The organism is Microbacterium sp. NPDC064584 (assembly GCF_040687315.1).
Lineage (GTDB): Bacteria > Actinomycetota > Actinomycetes > Actinomycetales > Microbacteriaceae > Microbacterium > Microbacterium lacus.
In genome coordinates this window covers 1-23,011 of record NZ_JBFBMZ010000006.1, presented here as the reverse complement: position 1 = coordinate 23,011, position 23,011 = coordinate 1, and the positions used below count along the sequence as shown (strand labels likewise).

General features: G+C 70.7%; 18 protein-coding genes and 2 pseudogenes. 8 read left to right on the top strand and 12 right to left on the bottom strand.

What is annotated here, in order from left to right:
• Positions 1-74 precede the first annotated feature (74 nt).
• Genes AB0P18_RS10025 through AB0P18_RS10015 form a run of 3 tightly spaced genes read left to right on the top strand, consistent with a single transcriptional unit; the run spans position 75 to position 2,847 of the window.
• The gene (locus tag AB0P18_RS10025; RefSeq protein WP_344051967.1) at positions 75-284 is read left to right on the top strand and encodes a heavy-metal-associated domain-containing protein; all 210 of its coding nucleotides are present in this window, start codon (positions 75-77) and stop codon (positions 282-284) included.
• Complete coding sequence (locus tag AB0P18_RS10020) at positions 284-2,548, top strand: heavy metal translocating P-type ATPase (protein ID WP_363359896.1); 2,265 nt, start codon at positions 284-286, stop codon at positions 2,546-2,548. The genes AB0P18_RS10025 and AB0P18_RS10020 overlap by 1 nt, the downstream gene beginning before the upstream one ends.
• A complete protein-coding gene (locus AB0P18_RS10015) occupies positions 2,545-2,847 on the top strand; it encodes a metal-sensitive transcriptional regulator (protein ID WP_363359895.1) in 303 nt (100 codons plus the stop codon). Before AB0P18_RS10020 ends, AB0P18_RS10015 begins: the two co-directional genes overlap by 4 nt.
• Before the next feature lie 9 nt (positions 2,848-2,856).
• Here AB0P18_RS10015 and rarD read toward each other — a convergent pair whose 3' ends face one another.
• Together rarD and groES are read right to left on the bottom strand one after the other, a co-directional pair.
• Positions 2,857-3,828 carry an EamA family transporter RarD gene (gene rarD / locus AB0P18_RS10010; protein ID WP_363359894.1) on the bottom strand — a complete coding sequence of 324 codons (972 nt, stop codon included), beginning with the start codon at positions 3,826-3,828 and terminating at the stop codon, positions 2,857-2,859.
• Positions 3,829-4,033: 205 nt separating this feature from the next.
• Positions 4,034-4,330, bottom strand: coding sequence for a co-chaperone GroES (gene groES / locus AB0P18_RS10005; protein ID WP_017203655.1), 297 nt, complete (start codon positions 4,328-4,330; stop codon positions 4,034-4,036).
• A 358-nt stretch (positions 4,331-4,688) separates the two neighbouring features.
• Here groES and AB0P18_RS10000 point away from each other — a divergent pair, with 358 nt between their 5' ends.
• The 3 genes from AB0P18_RS10000 (at position 4,689) to AB0P18_RS09990 (ending at position 10,031) form a co-directional block, all read left to right on the top strand.
• Positions 4,689-6,668, top strand: coding sequence for an Hsp70 family protein (locus AB0P18_RS10000; RefSeq protein WP_363359893.1), 1,980 nt, complete (start codon positions 4,689-4,691; stop codon positions 6,666-6,668).
• A gap of 20 nt (positions 6,669-6,688) precedes the next feature.
• On the top strand, positions 6,689-9,250 hold the full coding sequence (locus AB0P18_RS09995; protein WP_363359892.1) for a helix-turn-helix transcriptional regulator: 2,562 nt from the start codon (positions 6,689-6,691) through the stop codon (positions 9,248-9,250).
• A gap of 94 nt (positions 9,251-9,344) precedes the next feature.
• The gene (locus tag AB0P18_RS09990) at positions 9,345-10,031 is read left to right on the top strand and encodes an IniB N-terminal domain-containing protein (RefSeq protein ID WP_363359891.1); all 687 of its coding nucleotides are present in this window, start codon (positions 9,345-9,347) and stop codon (positions 10,029-10,031) included.
• Between the two features lie 516 nt (positions 10,032-10,547).
• On the opposite strand, the gene AB0P18_RS09985 is transcribed toward AB0P18_RS09990, so the two are convergent.
• The 3 genes from AB0P18_RS09985 to AB0P18_RS09975 form a co-directional block, all read right to left on the bottom strand.
• The gene (locus AB0P18_RS09985) at positions 10,548-12,176 is read right to left on the bottom strand and encodes a dynamin family protein (protein WP_363359890.1); all 1,629 of its coding nucleotides are present in this window, start codon (positions 12,174-12,176) and stop codon (positions 10,548-10,550) included.
• Positions 12,173-14,086 carry a dynamin family protein gene (locus AB0P18_RS09980; RefSeq protein ID WP_363359889.1) on the bottom strand — a complete coding sequence of 638 codons (1,914 nt, stop codon included), beginning with the start codon at positions 14,084-14,086 and terminating at the stop codon, positions 12,173-12,175. The genes AB0P18_RS09985 and AB0P18_RS09980 overlap by 4 nt, the downstream gene beginning before the upstream one ends.
• Positions 14,087-14,217: 131 nt before the next feature.
• A complete protein-coding gene (locus AB0P18_RS09975) occupies positions 14,218-15,552 on the bottom strand; it encodes a hypothetical protein (RefSeq protein ID WP_363359888.1) in 1,335 nt (444 codons plus the stop codon).
• A gap of 195 nt (positions 15,553-15,747) precedes the next feature.
• Here AB0P18_RS09975 and AB0P18_RS09970 point away from each other — a divergent pair, with 195 nt between their 5' ends.
• A complete protein-coding gene (locus AB0P18_RS09970) occupies positions 15,748-17,049 on the top strand; it encodes a class I SAM-dependent methyltransferase (RefSeq protein WP_363359887.1) in 1,302 nt (433 codons plus the stop codon).
• Here the strand turns inward: AB0P18_RS09970 and AB0P18_RS09965 are convergent.
• From AB0P18_RS09965 to tsaB, 4 genes are read right to left on the bottom strand one after another with little or no spacing between them, the layout of a single operon-like run.
• A complete protein-coding gene (locus tag AB0P18_RS09965; protein ID WP_363359886.1) occupies positions 16,978-17,454 on the bottom strand; it encodes a hypothetical protein in 477 nt (158 codons plus the stop codon). The genes AB0P18_RS09970 and AB0P18_RS09965 overlap by 72 nt on opposite strands.
• Positions 17,451-18,515: a tRNA (adenosine(37)-N6)-threonylcarbamoyltransferase complex transferase subunit TsaD gene (gene tsaD / locus AB0P18_RS09960; protein ID WP_363359885.1), complete on the bottom strand. Its 1,065-nt coding sequence runs from the start codon at positions 18,513-18,515 to the stop codon at positions 17,451-17,453. Before tsaD ends, AB0P18_RS09965 begins: the two co-directional genes overlap by 4 nt.
• Complete coding sequence (gene rimI, locus AB0P18_RS09955; RefSeq protein ID WP_363359884.1) at positions 18,512-19,084, bottom strand: ribosomal protein S18-alanine N-acetyltransferase; 573 nt, start codon at positions 19,082-19,084, stop codon at positions 18,512-18,514. The genes tsaD and rimI overlap by 4 nt, the downstream gene beginning before the upstream one ends.
• A complete protein-coding gene (gene tsaB / locus AB0P18_RS09950; RefSeq protein WP_363359883.1) occupies positions 19,081-19,719 on the bottom strand; it encodes a tRNA (adenosine(37)-N6)-threonylcarbamoyltransferase complex dimerization subunit type 1 TsaB in 639 nt (212 codons plus the stop codon). Before tsaB ends, rimI begins: the two co-directional genes overlap by 4 nt.
• A 63-nt stretch (positions 19,720-19,782) precedes the next feature.
• On the opposite strand from tsaB, the pseudogene AB0P18_RS09945 reads away from it, so the two are divergent.
• Positions 19,783-20,658, top strand: a pseudogene (locus AB0P18_RS09945) (alpha/beta hydrolase); the annotation flags it as partial.
• A gap of 21 nt (positions 20,659-20,679) precedes the next feature.
• Here the strand turns inward: AB0P18_RS09945 and tsaE are convergent.
• The 3 genes and pseudogenes from tsaE to AB0P18_RS09930 all read right to left on the bottom strand — a co-directional run.
• Positions 20,680-21,117, bottom strand: coding sequence for a tRNA (adenosine(37)-N6)-threonylcarbamoyltransferase complex ATPase subunit type 1 TsaE (tsaE, locus tag AB0P18_RS09940; protein WP_363360018.1), 438 nt, complete (start codon positions 21,115-21,117; stop codon positions 20,680-20,682).
• A 47-nt stretch (positions 21,118-21,164) separates the two neighbouring features.
• Positions 21,165-22,277, bottom strand: coding sequence for an alanine racemase (gene alr, locus AB0P18_RS09935; RefSeq protein ID WP_363359882.1), 1,113 nt, complete (start codon positions 22,275-22,277; stop codon positions 21,165-21,167).
• 113 nt (positions 22,278-22,390) lie between these two features.
• A pseudogene (locus tag AB0P18_RS09930) lies at positions 22,391-22,744 on the bottom strand (holo-ACP synthase); the annotation flags it as partial.
• Positions 22,745-23,011: the final 267 nt, after the last annotated feature.

Below are 23,011 nucleotides of genomic sequence, written 5' to 3'. Positions count from 1 at the left end.
GGAATACCCCACTGCCGTATACGGTTGTCATCGACGTACTACCCCCTAGGGGTATCCTCACGAAAGGCGGGGACATGACGACGAACCAGTACACCGTGACCGGGATGACCTGCAGCCACTGCGAGAACGCCGTGCGCGGCGAGGTGCAGAAGATCGCCGGCGTCGAACAGGTCGACGTGAGCGCCGCTGCGGGCACCCTGGTCATCACCTCCGCCTCCCCGCTCGACGACGACGCGGTGCTCGCCGCGGTCGACGAGGCGGGATACTCCGCGGCCCGCGTCTGATGGCCCCGGCACCCGCGGCCGTGCCGGACGCACCGTCCCATGTCGAGCTCGACATCGGCGGCATGACGTGCGCCTCGTGCGCGAACCGCATCGAGAAGAAGCTCAATCGCCTTGACGGCGTCTCGGCGAGCGTGAACTACGCGACCGAGAAAGCCGTCGTCGACGCGCCCGCCGGACTGGACCCCGCCGTCCTCATCGCCGAGGTGGAGAAGACCGGCTACACCGCGGCGCTCCCCGAGCCCCCGGCATCCGCCGGCGACGAGCCGGAGGATCGCGAGCTGACCTCGCTCCGGCGCCGCCTGATCGGAGCGGTCGTGCTGTCGGTGCCGGTGATCGCGATGGCGATGATCCCCGCGCTGCAGTTCGACTACTGGCAGTGGGTCTCGCTCGCCCTGGCCACCCCGGTCGTGCTGTGGGCGGGCTGGCCGTTCCACCGCGCCGCGTGGATCAACCTCCGCCACGGCGCCGCGACGATGGACACCCTCATCTCGATCGGCACATCGGCGGCGTTCGCATGGTCGCTGTACGCGCTCTTCTTCGGCACCGCCGGGATGCCGGGCATGACGCACGCGTTCGAATGGACGATCCGCCCGTCGGACGGCGCCGGGAACATCTACCTCGAGGTGGCCGCGGGCGTGACGATGTTCGTCCTCGCCGGCCGGTACTTCGAGGTGCGCTCCAAGCGGCGAGCGGGGGCGGCCCTGCGGGCGCTGCTCGAGCTCGGCGCGAAGGACGTCGAGGTCATCCGCGACGGCGTGTCCGGGCGCATCCCGATCGCCTCGCTCCGGGTCGGCGACGAGTTCGTCGTGCGCCCGGGTGAGAAGATCGCGACCGACGGCGTCATCGTCTCGGGCACCTCGGCGGTGGACGCCTCCATGGTGACCGGCGAATCGCTGCCGGTCGAGGTCGGCGAGGGCGACGCGGTCGTCGGCGCCACCGTGAACGCCGGCGGACGACTGCTCGTGCGTGCGACGCGCGTCGGCGCCGATACGCAGCTCGCGCAGATGGCCCGGCTCGTGCAGCAGGCGCAGTCCGGCAAGGCCGACGTCCAGCGGCTCGCCGACCGGATCTCCGGGGTCTTCGTGCCGATCGTCCTCGTGATCGCGCTCGGCACCCTCGTGACGTGGCTGCTGATCGGTGCTCCGGCCGCCGCGGCCTTCACCGCCGCGGTCGCGGTCCTCATCATCGCGTGCCCGTGCGCGCTGGGCCTCGCGACCCCCACCGCACTGCTGGTCGGCACCGGCCGCGGAGCGCAGCTCGGCATCCTGATCAAGGGTCCCGAAGTGCTCGAGTCCTCGCGCACGGTCGACACGATCGTGCTCGACAAGACCGGCACCGTGACGACAGGGCGCATGTCGCTCATCGACGCGGTCACGGATGCCGACACCCCGCGCGCCGAACTGCTGAGGCTGGCCGGCGCCGTGGAGGCGGCATCCGAGCACCCCATCGCCCAGGCGATCGCCCGCGCGGCCCGCGCGGAACTCGGCGACCTGCCGGCTGTGGAGTCCTTCGCCGCCACGACCGGCGTCGGCGTCTCGGGTGTCGCGGCGGGTCACGCGGTGATCGTCGGCCGCGAGCAGCTGCTCGCGGACTGGGCGATCCACCTCTCCCCCGCACTCCTGGCGGCCAAGGAGTCCGCCGAGGCCGAAGGCTCCTCCGCGGTGCTGGTGGCGTGGGACGGTCGGGCCCGCGGCGTGCTCGTGGTCGCCGACCGGGTCGCGCCCTCCAGCGCGGAGGCGGTCGCGCAGCTGCGCGCACTGGGACTCGATCCCGTGCTGCTCACCGGCGACAACGCGACGGTCGCGCGACGCGTGGGCGACGAGGTCGGCATCGAGCGGGTGATCGCCGGCGTGCTCCCGCAGCAGAAGGTCGCCGTCGTCAAGGAACTGCAGGCCGAGGGACGCGTCGTCGCGATGGTCGGAGACGGCGTGAACGACGCCGCCGCCCTTGCGCAGGCCGACCTCGGTCTCGCGATGGGCACGGGGACGGATGCCGCGATCGAAGCCGCGGACATCACCCTGGTGCGTGGCGATCTGCGCAGCGCCGCCGACGCGGTGCGCCTGTCCCGCCGGACGTTCCGGACGATCCGCACGAATCTGTTCTGGGCTTTCGCCTACAACGTCGCGGCGATCCCGCTCGCGGCGCTCGGGCTGCTGAACCCGATGATCGCCGGGGCTGCGATGGCGGCATCCAGTGTCTTCGTCGTCGGCAACAGCCTGCGCCTGCGCCGTTTCCGCCCCCTTCCCGTCGAGGAGCTCGCATGACCGACACATCCGCGCACGCGCACCACGGCTACATCACCGACAAGGAGAAGTACCTCAACCGCATGCGGCGGATCGAGGGTCAGGCGCGCGGCATCCACAAGATGGTCGAGGACGAGAAGTACTGCATCGACATCCTCACGCAGATCAGCGCGCTGACGAGCGCTCTGGAGGCGGTAGCGGTGGGCCTGCTGGACGACCACCTGCGGCACTGCGTCGTCGATGCGGCGCGCCTGGGCGGTGCGGAGGCCGACGCCAAGATCACCGAGGCGACCGCGGCGATCGCGAGGCTCGTGCGCTGAGGCGGCCGCTCAGGTGAGCTCGCCGACGTCCGAGACGCCGCGCGGGCGGCGCGCGAACAGCACCGAGTCCACCGACAGCACGATCAGGGCGAGCCACACGAGGGCGAAGCCGATCCAGCGCTCGAGGGGCATGGGTTCGCCCAGCAGCCATGCGCCGATGATGAACTGCAGGATCGGCGCGATGAACTGCAGCAGTCCGACCACGGTCAGCGGGATGCGACGCGCGCCGGCGGCGAACAGCAGCAGGGGCACCGCCGTGATGACGCCGGCGAGGCTCAGGAGCAGCGCGTGCCACGGCCCCGCCGCACCCATCGTGAGTCCGGAGGTCGATCCGACCACGATGAGGATCACGGTCGCGACCGGGACGAGCCACGCTGATTCGAGCGTGAGCCCGCTGACGGCATCCACCGAGGGGCCCAGTCGCTTCTTCACGAGCCCGTAGATGCCGAACGTGAACGCGAGGGTCAGGGCGATCCACGGGAAGTCGCCGTAGCCGACGACGATGACCGCCACGGCGGCGACGGCGATGCCGACCGCGATCCACTGCACGACGCGCAGCCGCTCGCGCAGCACCACGACCCCCAGCACCACCGTGACGATCGGGTTCATGAAGTAGCCCAGACTCGCTTCGATCACGTGCCCGCTGAGGGTGGCGAGGATGTACACCTGCCAGTTGACGTAGATCAGCGCCCCGGCAACCCCTGTCCACAGCAGCAGCCGCGGCCGGCGGACGACGGCGAGCAGTCTCCCCCATCCGCGGAGCACGGTCAGCAGGAACGCGCAGAAGATCAGCGACAGCAGGATGCGCCACGCGACCAGTTCGAACGGGCCGGTGGGTGCGAGCAGGAGGAAGTACAGCGGCAGGAAGCCCCAGAGCAGGTACGCCGTGAACGCGTACAGACCGCCCAGCGCCCGCTCTCTCGGCGTGTCGATCTGCGATCCGGATGCCGCGCGGGCGGTCTCAGGATCGGGTCGGCTCACTCACCCAGCGTAGGCGCGGATCCGTCAGCGCCGGTGCGCGTTCACAACTCCCGCTTTCCTTGTTCACGCAGCGGCCGAATCCGCGCGAATGCGCGGCCCGCGCGCTGCGGGGCCGCGGCGAATGCGGGAGTTATGAACAGCGGCCGCCCCGCAACGAGGAAAGGCCCGGGTGCCGAAGCACCCGGGCCTTCCGGAACGGCCGGTCTCAGCGGACCACGACCGCCAGGACGTCACGCGCCGACAGGACGAGGAACTCGTCCGCGCCGAACTTCACCTCGGTGCCGCCGTACTTGCTGTACAGCACGCGGTCGCCGACGGCGACATCGAGCGGGACACGGTTGCCGTTGTCGTCGATGCGGCCGGGGCCCACCGCCACGACCTCGCCCTCCTGGGGCTTCTCCTTGGCGGTGTCGGGGATGACCAGACCACTCGCGGTGGTCTGCTCGGCCTCGACCTGCTTGATGACGATGCGGTCCTCGAGCGGCTTGATGGAAACCGACACGGTCTACCTCTGCTTTCCTTGAAACTTCAAGACTGATTAGCAAACTCCACCTGAGAGTGCTAACGCCAGTCTAGGCAAGCGCTGGCACTCATGCAACGTGAGTGCCAGCCTGTGACGCAATCCGAATCACGCGCCGCACCGAAGACCTTTCGACGGGCGGGGACGTGCCTCGAGGAGCATTTCCCGAACCCGATGTATCAGGGCGGGTACGGCGTGCTCTGATCACATGAGAACTGCGGATCGTAACGTCTCGTCATTTCCGGGACAAGCGTCGGCACACCCCTCGCGGACAGCCCTATGCGGTGGTAGACATGCATGGGGGAAGCAGTACGCCAGGTTCTTGGGGGAACTGGACAACATGACACAGTCGTCTTATTTTCTTGCGATCGATGTGGGGACAAGTCGCGTAGCCGCGGCGACCGCGCGCGTCGCAGCCGACGGCAGCATCGTCGCGGCGCCGTTCACGCTGGGTCGCCGCAGCGACAGCGCGGCCACCGTCGTCTTCGTCGGCGACGACGGCGAGCTGTCCTTCGGTGATGCCGCCGAGCGCCGGGGCGTGACGCAGCCCGAGAGGCTGATCCGCGAGTTCAAGCGCAGCGTCGGCGACGACGTGCCGATCACAGTCGGGGACCGCGCCCTGCGGGCCGAGTACCTGTATGCGCAGACTGCGGCCGATATCGTCCGCCAGGTCACGGAGCGCGAAGGAGCGGATCCCGAGGGCGTCGCGCTGACGCACCCGACCGAGTGGGGCGCGCACCGCCTCGAACTGATCCGGTCCGCCCTCGCAGCGGTGGGGGTCACCTCGGTCGAGCTGATCTCTGAGCCCGAGGCGGCCGCGCGGCACTACGAGGCGGCACGCCCTCTCGAGATGGGCCAGACGCTCGCGGTCTACGACCTCGGCGGCGGGACCTTCGACACGGTCCTGCTCCGCAAGGAGATCGACGGCACGTTCGACATCGTCGGTGAGCCGACAGGGATCGAAGACCTCGGTGGAGCGGACTTCGACGACGCCGTCCTGCGACACGTCATCTCGGCATCCGGAATCGATGTCGCATCCCTCGCGATGGACGAGCCCGACACGCGACTGGCCCTTTCACAGCTGCGCCGTGAGTGCGTGGACGCGAAGGAGGCGCTCTCCTTCGATTCGGATGCGTCGATCCCCGTCCTCGTTCCGCCGCAGCGCACGAGCGTGCGTCTGACCCGCTCCGAGTTCGAGGCCATGATCCTGCCGTCCGTCGACCGGACGATCGACGCCGTGGACGACGCGCTCGAGTCCGCGGGCCTCGAGCCCGAGCAGCTGGACTCGATCCTCCTGATCGGCGGGTCGTCCCGGATCCCCCAGGTCGCGCAGCGGCTGTCCGAGCGGTTCGATCGGCCCATCGCGGTGGATGCCGACCCCAAGGCCGCGATCGCCCTCGGCGCCGCGCGCACGGCGCTCGTCCGCGCCGAGGACCGCCGTCTCGCAACGCCCGGGGCTCTCGCCCTCGTCGCCGACGAGCCGTCCGACGCGCTGGCCCTTCTGCCCGACGCACCCACCGGGGAAGCCGTGGCGCTCGACCCGCCGTTCCCCGTGTCCGCCGAGTCCTCCTCGTTCGCGCGCAAGTCCTCGCCGATCCTGCTGGCCGGCGCCGCCGTCACGATCGCCGCGGCCATCGTGTTCGCGAGCACATTGTCTGCCGGGTCGCGCTCCCCTGAGCTCACGGGTTATGACACCGGTACGCCGAGCCCGACGCCGACGTCGTCTTCGGCGCCCGTGACGGATCCCGTCGCAGCTCCGCCGCTGGAAACCGTCGCCGAGACGCAACCCGTCGCCGATCAGGGAGGCAGCCGCGGCGGCGGAAGCGGCCCGTCGAATCCGCGCCGGCAGGCCACGCAGCGCGCCGTGCAGCAGAGCGAGAAGCAGATCGCGGCCGCCTCGCCGACGGCCAAGCCGACGACGCCGGCCTCACAGGCTCAGACCGGCGGCGGATCGGGCAGCGGGTCGGGCACACCGACGGGCACCACCCCCAACGGCAACACGACACCCAGCCCGAGTCCGACGGGTGGGAGCTCGGACCCCACCACTGCCAACCCCGACCCGACCACGGACCCGACCACTCCTCCGGCAGACCCGACCGCCGATCCGACCACTCCCCCGGCAGACCCGACGGATCCGCCCGCCGATCCAACCGATCCGCCCGCCGATCCGACGGACCCGCCGGCGGATCCGACGACGCCGCCCGCGGACCCGACGACACCGCCCGCCGACCCGACGACACCGCCCGCCGAACCCGACCCCACGACTCCACCCGCTGACCCCGCTCCGGATCCGTCTCCCTCGCCCACCGACCCGGTCTGACCCGCGGAAGCTCTATCGAGATGGCTACACCGAATTCCACCGTCATGCCCGAGCGCCAGGCTGCCCACCTGTGGGAGCGGCAGGCCCGCCCCGCGATCGAGTCGATCGTCGAGCCGGGCCGGCCCGTGCGCGGAGTGATCTCCGGCACCGCCGGCGCGGGAAAGACCGCCGTGCTCGCCGAGATCGAGCGATTGCTGATCGAGCAGAATCGCCCGCACCGCTTCCTCGACGAAGCTGCGGACGTTCACGCGATTCCCGCGGATGCCGTCCTTCTGGTCGACGATCTCCACCGGGTGTCGCCGGCGCAGCTGCCGGCGCTCCTGGATCGCGCGGAGGACCTGGCCGCGTCGCTGGTCGTCGCTTCCCGCCCGTCGGCGCAGCGCGCCGAACTAGGCCGCGTCCGGCACGCGCTCGAGCGCAGCCGTCCGGCGATCGTGCTGGGCACCGTCTCTCGTTCGGACGTGCTGACCTTCCTCGAGGACTCCGACCGCCGCGCCGAGATCGCGTGCGTGGACGCGATCCTCGAGTGCACGGGCGGGGTGTCCTGGCTCGTCGCCGAGGCCCTCGCGCTCCACGATCCGCGCGACTGCGCAGCGGATCGTCAGCACCGCGCCGTCCGGCGCGCGGTCGAGGAGCGCGTCGCCCACCGACTGGAGACGATCGACCCCGCGCTTCGGGACGAGGTCGTGGCGCGCTGCCTCAGCTCCTCGCCCCACGGCGACGGCTCACCGCATCAGGAGGATCTCGTCGCCGAGGGATACGCCGAAGGGCTGCTGCTGCGCAACGGCCGTCCTGCTCCCGTCGTCCGCTCGGCCGTGCGCTCCGCGATGCCCACCACGCGCATGGGGGGCATCGCGGCCTCGGCGGTGCAGACGCTCGCGCTCTCGGCGGCCGGAAGCGAGGACGCGTTCGCGGACTGGGTCAGCGGAGAGGCGGACGCCGCCTTCGGCCGCAATCTGGTCGAACAAGCGGACCGGCTCCTCGAACGGGAGCCCGCGCGGGCGCTGGAGCTCTACGCCGCTGCGCTGGAGTGCGGCATCGGCGAAGTCGAACTCACCGGACGCCGGGCACAGGCCGCGTGGGCCACCGGCGACCTCGAGGCGGCGAGCAGCATGCTCGACGACGTGTCGCTGCTGGACGGCGTGCGCGACGGCGACCGCGTCGCCGACACCTCGGCCGCCATCTGGGCGTCCCGCGGAATGCTGCGCATGAGCGACGCGGTCTACCGCTCACTCCCGCCGGTCGGGGCCGAGTCGTGCGCACGCGCCACGATCGCCGCGGTGGGTGTCGGGGATGCCGCTTCCCTAGGCGCTCCGGAGGCCGGTCACGGCCTGCCCTCCACCCTCGGTGTCGCGATGGAGCTCCTCGACCGCGGGTTGCGCGAATCCCTGCGCCCGGACGGTGCGGAAGCCGCAGTGGCCGACCTGGTGCGCGCGTCCGAGATGTACACGGCGTCGGGGTCCGCCGCCCCCCTGCCCGAACTTCCCGCCGTGATCGCCGCGATCGTCGCGATCGGCGTCGGAGAGCTCGAGATCGCGCAGTCCAGCATCGACGACGCCCTGTCCGGTGGTCAGGGCGGTGCGATCGCCCGCACGCGGCTGCTGCTGTGGAAGTCCTGGCTCGCGGTGCAGCGCGCCCGGCCCGTGGACGCACGGCAGGCGCTGGCGGACGCCGTGAAGGGCGACGCCGTCCTCAGCGCCCGCGACGCGATGCTCGCCCACGCGATCCGCGTGGCGATCGCCCGCCGCTACGAGGACGCCGCGGCGCTGGACGCGATCTGGGTGGATGCCCGCGACAGCGTGCTGCGCACGGAGACGGATCTGTACACACTGCTGCCGCTCACCGAGCTCGTGGCCGCCGCCGCCCGTGTCGATGACACCGCGCGCGTGCAGCCGCACTTCGCGCGGGCTCTCGAGATCGTGGAGCGCCTCGGCGCTCCGCCCGTCTGGGCGGCGCACGTGCACTGGTCCGGAATCCAACAGGGGATCCTGCTGAACCGCCCGGACGACCTGAAGCCCCACGCCCGCGTGCTCGTGACGGCCTCCACGCACAGCGCTGTCGCCGCGGTGATGGCGCAGGCGGGCCGCGTGTGGACCGCGACGCTCGCCGGCTCGGTGGATGCCGACGCGATCGAAGCGGCCGCGCACGGTCTCGCCTCGGCGGGACTCGGGTGGGACGGCGCGCGGCTGGCGGGTCACGGTGCCGGGAAGTCCACCGACCGTCGGGTCTCCGCCCGGTTGCTGTCGGTCGCCCGCGAGCTGCACCCGAACGACGGATCGCGCACCCCGCGGTCTGCGGACACCGGTGCGGTCGCGGTGCAGAAGAGAAGCGACGAGTCCGGCGGCATCGTCCTGAGCGAACGCGAGCGCGACGTCGCCCGCCTCGTGCTCCAGGGCAAGACCTACGCCGAGATCGGCCAGACGATCTTCATCTCGCCGCGCACAGCGGAGCACCACATCGCGCACATCCGGCGACGGCTGGGCGCGACATCGCGCTCCGACCTGGTCGCGAAGCTGCGCGTCGTCGTCGAAGACGCAACGTCCTCTGCCGAATCGCAGGGGACTCCCCCCGGATCCCCCTGACGCACCCCCATCGCATCGGGGTTATCCCCGATGCGATCCCCGGATCACCGGATCAGACTGAAGATGAGAATTTGAGGAGACACAGGAGCCACTCATGACCACACCGCTCACCACGATCGCGGATGCGCTGATCGAGTTCATTCTCAGCCTCCTCCGCGACCCTGCAGCTCAGGCCGAGTTCGACGAGAACCCCGAGGCGATGCTGGCCCGCAACGGGCTCAGCGGCGTCTGCGCCGACGACGTCCGCGCCGTCGCGCCGGTCGTGATCGACCGACCCGATGTGCACCCGACGCCCCCGCCGCCGCCGAAGCCCTACCCGAACGACGTGATCAAGGAGATCAACACGATCACGCAGAACGTGTCGATCGACAACCGCTCCACGGTGATCGACCAGTCGGTGAACCAGAACATCTGGGCTAAGGGCGATGTCACGCAGATCTTCGACAACGAAGCGATCGTGGCCTCCGGCGACGGCGCGGCCGCGGCCGGCGACGACGCGGATGTGGACAACTCCGACACCGACATCGAGACCGGCGACATCAACATCGGCAACGAGACGACCGATGTCACGATCGACGATTCGTTCAATGATGAGTCGACCGAGACCGACAACTCGACCGAGACCGAGACGGACGACTCGTTCAACGACAACTCCGAGAACACCACGGTCGACAACTCGACGGACGTTTCGGCAGATGTGACGATCGACGACTCGTTCAACGACGTCGACACGACGATCGAGGGCGACGGCCAGGTCGAGTTCACGACGGAAGAGCCCTAACCCGCTGTGACGGACCCGAACTCGAAGGACCAGACGGCGCCGGAGGACTCCGGCGCCGTCTCCCGCGTCCCCCCGCCCGCTCCCGGGGGGACCATGCCGCCACGGCGTCCGGAGCCGCCCGCTCCGCGTCGGGAGGCGCCGTCCCGGCCGCCGCTGGTGAACCCGAACGCGGCGCCGGTCGTCGCGAAGGTTCCCCCGCCGGCGTCGATCCGCCTGACGCAGCTGTTCTGGATCCTGAGCTTCGCGCTCGGCGGCTTCTGCGTCGTCTATCTCTTCATCATCCGCAAGGCACAGCTGCCGATCATGGAGGAGGTCATCCGCGGCGTCGTGGAGGGCCGGGCGGACGAGACCTACACCGCCGCCGCCGACATCCTGTTCTGGACGGTGTTCGGGAGCATGGTGTCGATCCTGATCGTCCAGATCGCCCTGCTGGTGTCGTTCATGAGCAGACGCCCGGGCGTGCGCTGGTGGCAGTTCGCGACGCTCGTGCTGCAGGTGATCCTGCTCGCGATCTCGCTAGAGCTGGTCGCCACGAGCGGCGACGGCCAGGTCCTGCGCCAGCTCCTCCCGCTGCAGGCGATCCTCGTCCTGCTCGCCCTCCTCGTCAGCACCCTCCCCGCGGGGCTGCGCTGGACCGCTCGCGGGGTCGATGTCCGCCGCGGCCCCGTCGGGTCCGAGGGCTCGGAGATGTGACGCGATCTCCTCGAGACTGCGGATCACCACCCGGCACACTTCCACACCCGCTCGCTCGGTCAACGGCGACTGAGCGAGTGTCCGCCACCGCACGAGGAGCGCGTCAACCGCGGCCCGCTGCTCGTCGGTGCGCGCGTCTTCGCTGAGGCCGAGCCGGACCGCGTCGGGTGTCCCGCTGCCGCCGACGATGCGCTGCGCGTCGACGGATGCCGCATCCGGCAGTGGCAGGCCCGCAAGGCGTGCCCGCGACAGGAGGGACAGTTCCCGCAGCGTGTGCGCGGTGGCGTGGATCCGCTCGATGCCGGCGGCGATCGCGGCATCCCCCTCGCGCGGGAAGTCGCGCAGCAGCTTCTCGAGCCCGGACAGCACCCCGCGCACCTTCAGCGCATCGGCGCGGGTACGGAACTGGTCGCGCACGAAGATGTTCAGGTCGTTCAGCCCGCTCTGCTGCACGAGGCGCTCGGCGAGCTGGGTCGAGTCGGTCACGCCGCCCCGCAGCAGCGCCGTCGCCAGGCGCACGCCGAAGATGCCGAAACGCGAGAGCAGTTCCTTCCGTGCCTTCTCGCTGAGGCTCACCGCGTCCGTCGGCCTGACGAACCGGTCGGCGGAGACGAGCAGCCGGTCGCGATCGGCCTTGTCGAGCGCCGCGAGCTCGCGGAAGGCCGCGAACTCCTTCTCCTTCAGGGTGCGGGCACCTTCGGCGAGGAGCCCCGCGACGGGGATGACGCCGAGCGCGAGGGAGGCGAGATCGCCGTCGTTCTCGTACCGGCGGGCCACTTTGCCCGCCGACAGCAACGAGTCGATCCGGCCCGAACCGACCTCGTCGGCCCGAGAGAGCACCGCGAGCGCGTTCACGGTCTGCGACACACCCGCCGCGGTGTCGCGGAAGGCCTCGAGGAACTTGAGGTCCGACGCGTGCAGGTGCCGCAGGAGGTACACGATGGCGTCGGCGGAGGACGGGGACTGGTCAGGCGTGAGGAACGTCGTCGACCGGGCCGAGGTCGATTGCGAGATGGACGCGATCCCGGGGGTGTCGATCAGGATGACGGACCGGAGACCCGCCGAGGGCCAACCCACGTCGATCCAGTGCACTTCTTCGGGGGCGACACCGCCGAGCGTCAGGACGAGATGACCTTTGTCGCGCTTGACGGGCAGTCGCCGCGTCTCGCCGTCGTGCGAGTGGAGCGTCACGGACGGGGTATCCGAGTACCGGTACCACGTCACGACCCGCGTGCACTCGCCGGCGTCGGTGGGGGCGATCTCCTCGCCGAGCATCGCGTTCAGCAGGGTCGACTTTCCGGCCTTCACCATCCCCGCCAGCGCCAGACGCAGCGGTTCGCGCAACCGCCGGTCGAGATCGGCGAGGATCTCCCGTGCCTGCGGATCGTCCGCATACAGAGCGGATGCCGCGGAGATGAGCTCTCCGGCATCCTCACGCACAGTCCTGGTCACGTGGTGATGGCCTCCTGCTTCTTTCCCGCCGCCACGCTCTTGCCTTTGCCCGCCGGCAGCACGGGGATCTCCGCGCGGAGGTTCTCCAACTGACCGATCTGGGTGCGCAGCTGCGTCATGCGCTGATCACGGTTGGCGGTGAAGACGCCTGCCGCCTGCTTGGCCGCGAGCACGGCATCCGACAGCGACCGGTGGTGCTCGTCGGCGATCGCCCCGAAGTGGTCGCGTGCCGCCCGCTGGACGGTACGCAGCCGGTCCTTCAGCTGCTTGCTCACCTGGAAGGTCACCTCGTCGATGTATTTGCGCACGAGCGTCTTCGCTTCGAACTTGCGTCGCGACAGGCGCGATCCCATGTCCTCGCGATACGCGCGGCGTCCCACCAGGATGCCGGCGAGCAGCGACAGCGGGTTGATGAGCGACAGACCGATGAGACCGGTCACGAGACCGACCATGAGCACGCCGCCGTACGATCCGCGGACGCCGATGTAGATCTTCTCCGCCGCGCCCATGCGTCCGGCCTCGAGGTGCGAGACCCCTTCCACCGGGTCGAGGACCCCGTCGGTGTTGCCCACGTCGATGTAGGGCAGCTCGGTCTCGCCCTCGCTGAACAGCTGGGCGACCTCCTCGCTGAGCCACCGGCCGCGTTCGTCGGTCCAGACGAACGTCTCCGAGACCGCGGCCGACACGCGCTGGTCGAGCCACTCGGTGATCTGATCCCAGATCGGGCCGGGGTCGCCCTCTTCGATCGCGTTCTCGGCTTCGCGCTGCACTTTGCGCAGGCGGTCGCGCAGATCGTGCTCCATGTCGGAGATGAGGTCGGCGACGCCGTCGTTCAGGGTGATCTGCCAGCGCGAGGAGCGCCCGCGGAACTCGTCGGCGCGCGCCTTCGCGTCCTCGAGCTGGGCGATGAGGCGCGGGGTGTCCTCGGGGTGTTCGAGGGCGGCGAGTTCGGACTTCAGCGACATCGTGAGCTGATCGACGACCGAGGCCAGATCATGGATCGCCGCGCGCTCGTGGATCACCTCGGCCTTGCCGAGCACTTCACGGCGCAGGTGCGCGACGAGCGCCGGGAAGCCGGACTCGTCGTTGAGCTCGCGGTCCTGCAGTTCCGCCGCCAGAAGCCGCAGATCACTCGAGACCGTGAACATCGGCACGTCGCCGACCCCGTCGAGGTGACCCTTGTCGATCTTCTCGATCTCGCGCCAATGCGGGTAGAGATCGGTCTTGGCGAGCACGGTCGCGACGTTCGGCGAGACGCGCATCGCGTGCTTGAGGAACTGGATCTCGGGCTCGGTGTACTCCTGCGACGCGTCCGAGACGAGCAGCACCGCGTGCGCCGAGGACAACGCCGACAGGGTCGACAGGGAGTTCGAGGACTCCAGCCCGCCCACGCCGGGGGAGTCGATGATGCGCAGGCCGCCCTTGAGGATCTCGCGGGGGATCAGCACTTCAGCAGAGACGATGTTGCGCTCATTGCCCGGGTTTCCGCGCTCGGATACGAGCGCGCCGAGCTCCTCCAGCGGCACTTCCTGCCGTTCGACGCTGTTCGGCCCGCCCTCTTCGTGCTGGATGAGGATCGAGGCGGACGGCTCGTCGGCGTACCCCACCGAGGTCGGCACACTCGTGGCGATGTCGTCGTCCACCGGGCAGGCGGGGGCGTTCACGAGCGCGTTGATGAGCTTGCTCTTGCCTTGTTTGAACTCGCCGACGACGATGACCCGCACGTTAGGGTCGCGCAGGCGCGCCTGGGTCTGCTCCAGTCGTGCGGAGAGGTCTTCGCGCCCCGCGGAAGCGGCGAGCTTTCCGACGTTGCCGATCACCCGCACGAGTTGGTCGGTCCGTGGCGTCGAGGCCGGCACGATCGCGTCGATCTGGGCCTTCTTCATCACGCGTTCGGTTTCGGTTCCCACTGCTTCACCCATCTCCCTCGGTGGCGTCGCCCCTCCAGGCTACGCCGCATGTGCCCCATCCGGAGGCGCGAACGCCGCTTGCCCGGCTGCCCCGAAGGGCAACCGGGCAAGCGGTTGGTGAGCTGACGGACTCAGAGCTCGATGTCCGAGTCGGCGACGCCCTGCGGGCTGAAGAAGTTGCCGCTGTTCTCCCACTCGGTGCTGTTGTCGATGTCGGTGTCGACGTCGTTGAACGAGTCGTTGATGTCGACGTCGAGGTCGGCGTGCTGCGAGTTGTCCTCCCAGTTGTTGTCCGAGTTGTCGTTGAACGAGTCCTCGTACTCGGTCTCCGTCGAGTTGTCCCAGGCCTGCGAGTAGTCGTTGAACGAGTCGCTGATCGTGGTCTCGATGTTGGTGTTGCCGATGTTGACGTCACCGACCGTGGTGCTCGTCCACGAGTTGTCGACCCACGCGTCGCCGCCTGCGGCAGCAGCGCCGTCACCCGAAGCGACGATCGACGCGTTGCCGAAGACCTGGCCCACGTCGCCACCCGCGTTGATGACCTGGTTGACCGACTGGTCGCTCAGCGTGGAGCGGTTGTCCAGGCTCAGGTTCAGGTCACCGCCGCCGGCACCGCCGGCCGCGCCGCCGAGGAGGCCACCCAGGTTGAAGTCACCGAAGCCGGTGTTGTACTGGCGGACGCCCACCGTGGTGGAGTAGTCGTTCAGCGTCTGGGTGTTGAACGAGCTCGTGACGTTGAACGAGTCCTGGTTGCGGACCGAGTTGTCGGTGCTGTTGTCGGTGTTGAACGAGTCGTCGATGTCGACGTCGATGTCCGTGTTGATCGAGTTGTCGGAGTTGTCCGAGTTGTCGGAGTTGTCCGAGTTGTCGTTGAAGGAGTCCTCGGCCTCGTTCTCGACCGAGTTGTCGGTGTTGAAGGAGTCCTCGGCGTTCGCCTGGTCGTTGTCGGAGTTGTCGGAGTTGTCCGAGTTGTCGTTGAAGGAGTCCTCGGCCTCGTTCTCGACCGAGTTGTCGGTGTTCACCGAGTTGTCGTTGCCCGAGTCCGCGATGCCGACGGCGATGTTGCCGTTGCCCGAACCGTTGCCGTTGCCCGAGTCGTTCGTCGAGTTGTCGGAGTTGTTCGAGTTGTCGGAGTTGTTCGAGTTGTCGGAGTTGTCCGAGTTGTCGTTGCCCGACAGGTTGCCCGAGAAGTTGCCGTTGCCCGAGTCAGCGATGTCCGTCGAGTCGTCGGTGTTTCCCGAGAAGTTGCCGTTGCCCGAGTCGTTGATCGAGTCGTCGGTCGAGTTGTCGGAGTTGTCGTTGCCCGACAGGTTGCCCGAGAAGTTGCCGTTGCCCGAGTCAGCGATGTCGGTCGAGGCGTCGACCGACGCGTCGACGTTGCCCGAGTCGTTGACCGAGTTGTCCGAGTTGTCATTCAGCGAGTCGTTCGCCTGGAGACCCAGAACGTTGACGTTTTCATCAGCCATGATGTGTTCCTTTTCTAAAGTGCCCGATGGCGTGTAGTACGAGTGTGGAGCGGCATCCGATCTGCAACATCGGTGATCTCCCCCCGGCATCCCCGTGATCCCCCCGGGGTTCGGTAGGGGTTTTCGCCCCCGCGGTAGGGGGTCCGGGGTTCGGGTTCGGACCACCGCCCGGGACGCCGTGGATAGGCTGACCCGGTGGATTCGACCGAGCTGACCGCCCTGCTCACCCCCGAAGGGCTGCGGCTCCTTGATCGGATCGGCCCGATCCTCTCCACCGACGACGTCGCGCGCACCGTGTCGAGACTGCGCAAAGACGGGCACGCCCCCGATCTCGTCTCGGCGGTGGTCGGCCAGGCTCGCCTGCGCGCGAAGGCGCAGCCGAAGTTCGGCGCGTTCGCCGACCGGATGCTGTTCACCCGCGCCGGCCTCGAGCAGGCGACGCGTCTCGGCGTGGCGGCGCAGCACGCCGGGCGGGTGCGCCGCGCCGGGATCGGGACGATCGCCGACCTCGGCTGCGGGATCGGCGGCGACGCGCTCGGGTTCGCCGGGCTCGGCATCGGGGTGCGGGCGATCGACGCCGACGAGGTGACCGCCGCGATCGCCGCGTACAACCTCGCCCCGTTCGGCGATGCCGTCACCGTCGGGCACGGCCGCGCCGAGGACGCCGATCTCGACGGTGTCGACGCGGTCTGGCTCGACCCCGCCCGGCGGACGGCCGGTCACAGCGAGACGGCGCGCGTGCGCCCCGAGGAGTACTCCCCCGCCCTGGACTGGGCCTTCGAGCTCGCCGGCCGCATCCCCACCGGCATCAAGCTCGGGCCGGGCCTGGACCGCGGACTGATCCCGGCCGATGCCGAAGCGCAGTGGGTGAGCGCCGACGGCTCGACCGTCGAACTCGTGCTGTGGTCCGGCGCGCTCGCGCGCGACGGGGTGCGCCGTGCCGCACTCGTCCTGCGCGGCGAGCACGCGTGGGAGCTCACCGCCCCCGCGGACACCGAGGACGAGCCCGTGCGCGAGCTCGGCGCGTTCGTGCACGAGCCCGACGGCGCGGTGATCCGCGCGCGCCTGATCGGCGAGGTGGCCCGGTCGCTCGATGCCGGCATGCTCGCCCCGCAGATCGCCTATCTCACCTCGGATACCGCGCTCACGAGTCCGTTCGTGGCGAGCTTCCGGGTGCGCGAGATGCTGCCCGCCGATCCGAAGCCACTCGCGAAGGCACTCCGCGATCGCGGGATCGGGCGACTGGAGATCAAGAAGCGCGGCGTGGACGTCGATCCCGCGCGGTTCCGCACGGCGCTCAAACTCCGCGGCGACGAATCCGCGACGCTGCTGATCACGCGCATCGACGGCAAGCGCCGTGCGATCCTCGCAGACCGGGTGGCCGCCGGATCAGCCGAGGCGGGCGGCCGAGGCGGGGCTGCCCGCTCAGGCGAGGAACGCGAACAGGGGCCCGCGGCTCGTGGCGTAGAGGATCCAACCCGCACTGTAGGCGAGTGACACCACGCCGAGGACGAGCGCCCAGACGGCGATCTGACGGCTTTCCAGCGGACGCCGCAGCGCGACGATCGCCGTGACGATCGCGACGAGTCCGAGCGGGAACCCCCACCCGACGAACACCGCGACCACGAGACCGGTGATCGCGAAGCCGAGCGCCCATGCCGCCATCCCGCGCGTCGGAGCGGCCGGCTCGGCCGGCGCCCACAGCACGGGGGCGTCCAGGTCGGGGGCGCTCACGGTCGGGGCGACACCGACCGGCGCGGTCGGCCAGCGCTCGAACCCGCCGCGGTGGTGGCCCGGCAGCGCCGACTCCGCCGCCACGGGGGCGACGTCCTCCGACGGCGGCTCCACCGCCGGTGCGGATGCCGGGGGCACGGCATCCGCCCGCCTCTGCTCGTCGCTCACGCCCGACCCACCAGGATCTCGGTGACCGGGAGCGTCGAGTCCGCGCCGAATGCGAGGTGGGAGGGTTCGCGTCCGGCCATGATGAGCTCCGCGGCGAGCGCGGCGATCATCGCACCGTTGTCGGTGCAGAGCGACAGCGGCGGGATCCGCAGGGCGACACCCGCCGCGGCGGCGCGCGCGGCGGCGACGTCGCGCAGCCGGCGGTTCGCGATCACGCCGCCGCCGAGGAGCAGCCGGGGCACACCGCGGTCGGCGCACGCCGCGAGCGCCTTCGTCACGAGGACGTCGACGACCGCTTCGCGGAAGGATGCCGCGACATCGGCGATCGGCACCTCTTCACCCGCCGCTTCCCGCTGCTCGGTCCACCGCGCGACCGCGGTCTTGAGGCCGGAGAAGGAGAAGTCGTAGCGGTGCTTTGCCATGTCCGACGCGCGGGAGAGGCCGCGCGGGAAGGGGATGGCCTTCGGATCCCCGGTGGCGGCCGCGCGGTCGATCTCGGGCCCGCCCGGATACGGCAGGCCGAGAAGCCGCGCGACCTTGTCGAACGCCTCGCCCGCCGCGTCGTCCACGGTCTCGCCGAGGAGCTCCACGTCGGAGGTCAGATCGCGCACCAGGAGAAGGGAGGTATGTCCGCCGCTCACCAGCAGCGCGACGGTCGGGTACTCGAGCGGCTCGGCATCCGCGTCGAGGATGTCGGCGGCGATGTGCCCGACCAGGTGGTTCACCGCATAGAGAGGTGTACCGAGCGAGACGGCGAGCGCCTTCGCCGCGCCGATGCCGACCATGAGCGCGCCCGCCAGACCCGGGCCGGAGGTCACGGCGACGGCATCCAGATCCTGCAGGGTGACGCCCGCCTCGGCGAGCGCCGCGTCGATCGAGGGCGCGAGGGCCTCGAGGTGGGCGCGCGCGGCGACCTCGGGCACGACGCCGCCGTACCGGGCGTGCTCGTCCATGCTCGAGGCGATCGTGTTGCTCAGCAGCGTCCGGCCGCGGACGATCCCGATGCCGGTCTCGTCGCAGCTGGTCTCGATGCCGAGCACGAGTGGTTCGGTACGGTTCACGTGCACGCCCCCGCGTCCGTGTTCGGGCTCGGAACAGGCGTTTCGGCGAGCACAGGCCGATCAGCGCCCGGACCCACCTGTGTCGGCCGAATCTCCTGTTCCGGCACGGGCCGTGCCACCCACCCGCGCAGGTCGAGTTTCATCACGAGCGCGTCGACATCATCGGGCTGGTAGTAGCGCGGGCGACGGCCGACCTCGGTGAAGCCCTCCGAGGCGTACAGCTTCTGCGCCACCGGGTTGTCGGCCCGCACCTCGAGGAACACCTCGCGGACCTTTCGGCGGGCCGCCTCCTCCAGCAAGGTGCGCAGCAGCGCCCGGCCGCGCCCCCGACCGCGGGCGCCCGCCGCGATCGTGATCGTCTGGATGTCGGCATCCGCCGCCCCGCGCGCCGCCCGCAGGCCCGCGTACCCGACGAGGCGTCCGGCCTCCTCGACCACGACGTACCAGCCGTGCGGCGACGCGAGCTCTTCGCGCATCATCGCCTCGGACCACGCGTCGGACGGGAATGAGGCGTGCTCGAGCGCCATGATCGCGTCGAGGTCCTCGAGCGTGGCGCCTCGGAGGCTCACGCGGTCACCCGCTTGGGTCCGTGCGGCATCGTCACATCGGGCGAGCGGAGGTACAGCGGCTCGGTGCTCTCCGGCACCCGACCGGCCGCGAGGAGCCGCGCGGCGATGAGCGCGACGAGGGCACCCGGAACGGCCGCGGCATCGCGCCGAGCCGCCCCGAGCTCGTCGAGCCTGGTCTCGAGCTGGTCGCGTGGCACGAGCGCGGGCTCGTTGGCCCGCACCGGCAGGCCGTCATCGTCCACGCCGTCGAACACCGTGTAGGCGAACTCCCGCCGCCGGGCGTCTGTGACGACGGCGAAGCGGCCGGGCTCCGTGCCGGTCAGCGCGCCCCCGAGCAGCACCTCGAGCGCGACCGCATCGTGGCTGACGACCGGGATGACCGGGATGCTCCGCCCGAGCGCGAACGCGCGCGCCGCGGCGATGCCGACGCGCAGCCCCGTGAACGGACCGGGGCCCATGCCCGCCGCGACGTGCGTGATCGCCCCCGGCGCGTCGGCGAGCGCGGACTGCAGCAGCCCGCCGATCGCCTCGGCGTGCCCGAGGGGGTTCGCGCTGTCGCGCTCGGCGCGCACGACGCCGTCGGCGTCGATCACCGCGACGGCGGTGCCGATCGAGGTGTCGATGGCGAGGAGCACCCCTCCAGGGTAATAGGCGTGCCGCGGCGGCATCCGTTCGCCCGGCCGTGACGAATCACCCATATGACTCCTCTGCCGCACCCCCTGCCGTTGCGCACCGACCCGGCGAAGCTCGGGCTGCGTCGGTTGGTCGTCCCCACGTCGGCGGGCGAGATCGTGGTGCACGCCGGCCGCGAGACCGGTGGCCCGGCGCTCCTGCTGCTGCACGGGGCGGCCGGCTCCTGGACGACCTGGACGCCGGTGCTCTCGGCATCCGATCTGTCCGGTGCGCCGCTCACCGACGTCGTCGCCCTCGATCTGCCGGGCTGGGGTGCCAGCGGCGGATTCGAGCGGGTGGGCTCGGTGGAAGACATGACGAATGCCGTCGCCGAAGTCGCGCGCGCACTCGGGTACACGTCGTGGCGGGTGGTGGGGCACTCGCTCGGCGGGTTGATCGCGCTGGATCTGGCCGCGCGCCACCCGCGGGAGACCGTGGCGGTGACCCTCGTCTCACCGACCGGCGTCGGGGTGCTCGATGCCGTACGGCGCCCCGTGCGCGGGGGGCTCGCGCTCCCCTGGTTCGCCGGGATGCTGCTCGCGATGCGCGGCCTTGCTCTTCTCGGCGGCGCGGGACGGGCGCTCGTGCGGGCGCTCGACCGGTGGGGGTGGATGCCGACCCTCAGCGCACCGCTCTTCACCGGCACGGTGCACCCTTCGGTGATCGCCGCGCTCGCGGGCGAGTTGCGCCCCGCGGCGTTCGCGCACGCGGCTCGGCTCGCCGCGGACTACGAGCCGCGCACCTGGACGGCGATCGTGTGTCCGGTCCGCGCCGTGCGCGGCGCACGGGACGTCTTCACCGGAGAGCGGGACGCGGGCGTGTTCGCCGCGCTGATCCGCGACTTCCACGAGGTGCGCCTCCGCGACGCCGGACACTTCGCGAACGTCGAACGACCCGACGCCGTCGCCGCGGCGATCGCCGCCTCAGGGCCGGCGCGAAAGCGTCACGGTGCGCGGGGCGTCGGCATCCAGGTCGGCGGCCTCGCCGCACATCGTGTCGGCGCCGCGCCCGCCCCGCTCGCGTTCGAGCTCGATCTCCCACCACGAATCGCGGATGCCGTCCACCATGCCGCGGCCCCATTCCACGATCACGACCGAGCGGTCGGCGTCGATGTCGAGGTCGTCGAGCTCGAGCGCTGAGCTGAGCCGGTAGGCGTCGACATGCACGAGTGGAGCACCGCCCACGAGTGACGGATGCGTGCGCGCGATCACGAACGTCGGGCTCTGCACGGGCCCGCGGACGCCCAGACCCGCCGCGATCCCGCGGGTGAGGGTGGTCTTTCCCGCGCCGAGCGCACCGGTGAGCACGATCAGGTCGCCGGGGCGCAGCATCCGCCCGATCTGCTCGCCGAAGGCCTCCATCTCGTCCGGCGAGGCGACCTCTCGGGTGCCGAGGAGGGCGTCCAAGCTCACGACGCCACCTGCCGACGGGCGACGCGGGGTCCGATGCGGGTCACGATCTCGTAGTTGATGGTGCCGGCCGCCGCCGCCCACTCGTCGGCGGCGGGCACGCCGAGCGTCGGGTCGCCGAAAAGCACGACCTCATCGCCCACCGAGACGCCGTGGTCGCCGACGTCGACGACGAACTGGTCCATCGCGATCCGCCCCGCCGCAGTGAAGCGGCGGCCGCCGATCACGACCGGTCCGGCACCCGATGCGTGCCGCGGCACCCCGTCCGCGTAGCCGAGCGGCACGAGGGCGAGTGTGGTCTCGCGCTCGGTGCGGTAGTCGTAACCGTACGAGACGCCCTGGCCGGCCGGTACGCGCCGCACCGCGACGACCGGGGCGCGGAGCGTCATCGCGGGGCGCAGGCCGAGGTCGGCGGAGGAGCGGTCCGCGAACGGCGAGAGCCCGTAGATGCCGATGCCGATCCGCACGCAGCCGAGCCGCGCCTCAGGCAGCGCGATCGCGGCGTGCGTCGCGGCGATGTGCCGGAGGGGCGGCGCCAGACCCGCCACGGAGGCTGCGCCGACGGCATCCTGGAACACGCGCAGCGCCCGGCGGTCATCGTCCGCCGAGGCGTTGGAGAGGTGGCTGAAGAGCCCGATGACCCGGAGCCGCCCGATGCGCTCGAGGCGCGCGGCCTCGGAGAACGCGACGCGGTAGTCCTCGGGCGCGATGCCGTTGCGGCTCAGCCCCGTCTCGAGTTTGAGGTGCACGCCGACGGGGCGATCTCCGGATGCCGCCGCCGCAGCCTGCAGCAGCTGCTCGATGCTCGAAATCCCCAGTTCGACGCCGGCCGCCGCGGCCTCGGCGAACGGGGCTCCCGGTGCGTGCAGCCAAGCGAGGATTGGTGCCATGATCCCGCCGCGGCGCAGGGCGAGGGCCTCGCCGATGTCGGCGACCCCGAGCCGGGCGGCGCCGCCCTCGAGCGCGGCGGCGGCGGCGCGCACGGCACCGTGTCCGTATCCGTCGGCCTTCACGACCGCGATGACCTCGGAGTCCGTGAGCCGGCGCAGGTGCCGCACGTTCGCGGCGATCGCGCTCGTGTCGATCACGGCTTCGCGCATCGCAGCGGTCATGCCTGCCGCTCCGTCGCTCCCGGCACGAGCCCGGCCTCGCGGCCCGTGTCCGAAGACGTGCCGCGAGCCGCAGGGCGTGCCGCGATGCCCGGCGCGGGCGGGGCGGATGCCGCGGCATCCGCTTCGGCGACGACGTAGGCCGTCGCGAAACCGGCGTCGTGCGACATCGACAGGTGCAGCGTCGTGATGCCGCGCGCGGCGACGGCGTCGGCGGTGGTGCCGGTGAGGGTGAACCAGGGCCGCCCGGATTCCTCGGGCGTGATCTCGATCTCGGTCCAGTGCACGCCGTCCGAGCCGCCGAGTGCCTTGATGAGTGCTTCCTTCGCGGCGTACCGCGCGGCGAGCGACCTCGGCGGGCGGGTCTGCTCCGCCGGGGAGAAGAGCCGGTCGAGAAGCCGCGGTGTGCGCTGGATCGTGCGCTCGAATCGTGCGATGTCGACGAGGTCGACGCCGATGCCCACGATCACGCGCGTCCTCTTCTCAGCACTCCGCCACTTTATCCCTCCGCCGAAACGGTCCCTCTTCCGCCGAGATGGTCCCTCTTGCGCCGAAACGGTCCCTCTTCCGCCGAAACGGTCCCACCATCTCGAGCCAAAACCCACCATTTCGGCAGGAAACCCACCATCTCGAGCCAAAACCCTGTGAATCGCGGCGATGAATGTCGTGTTTCCCACGCCGCTTACCGTCCGATGAGGAGTGCTTCTTGGGCGGCGTCGACGGCCTCTGGGATGAGG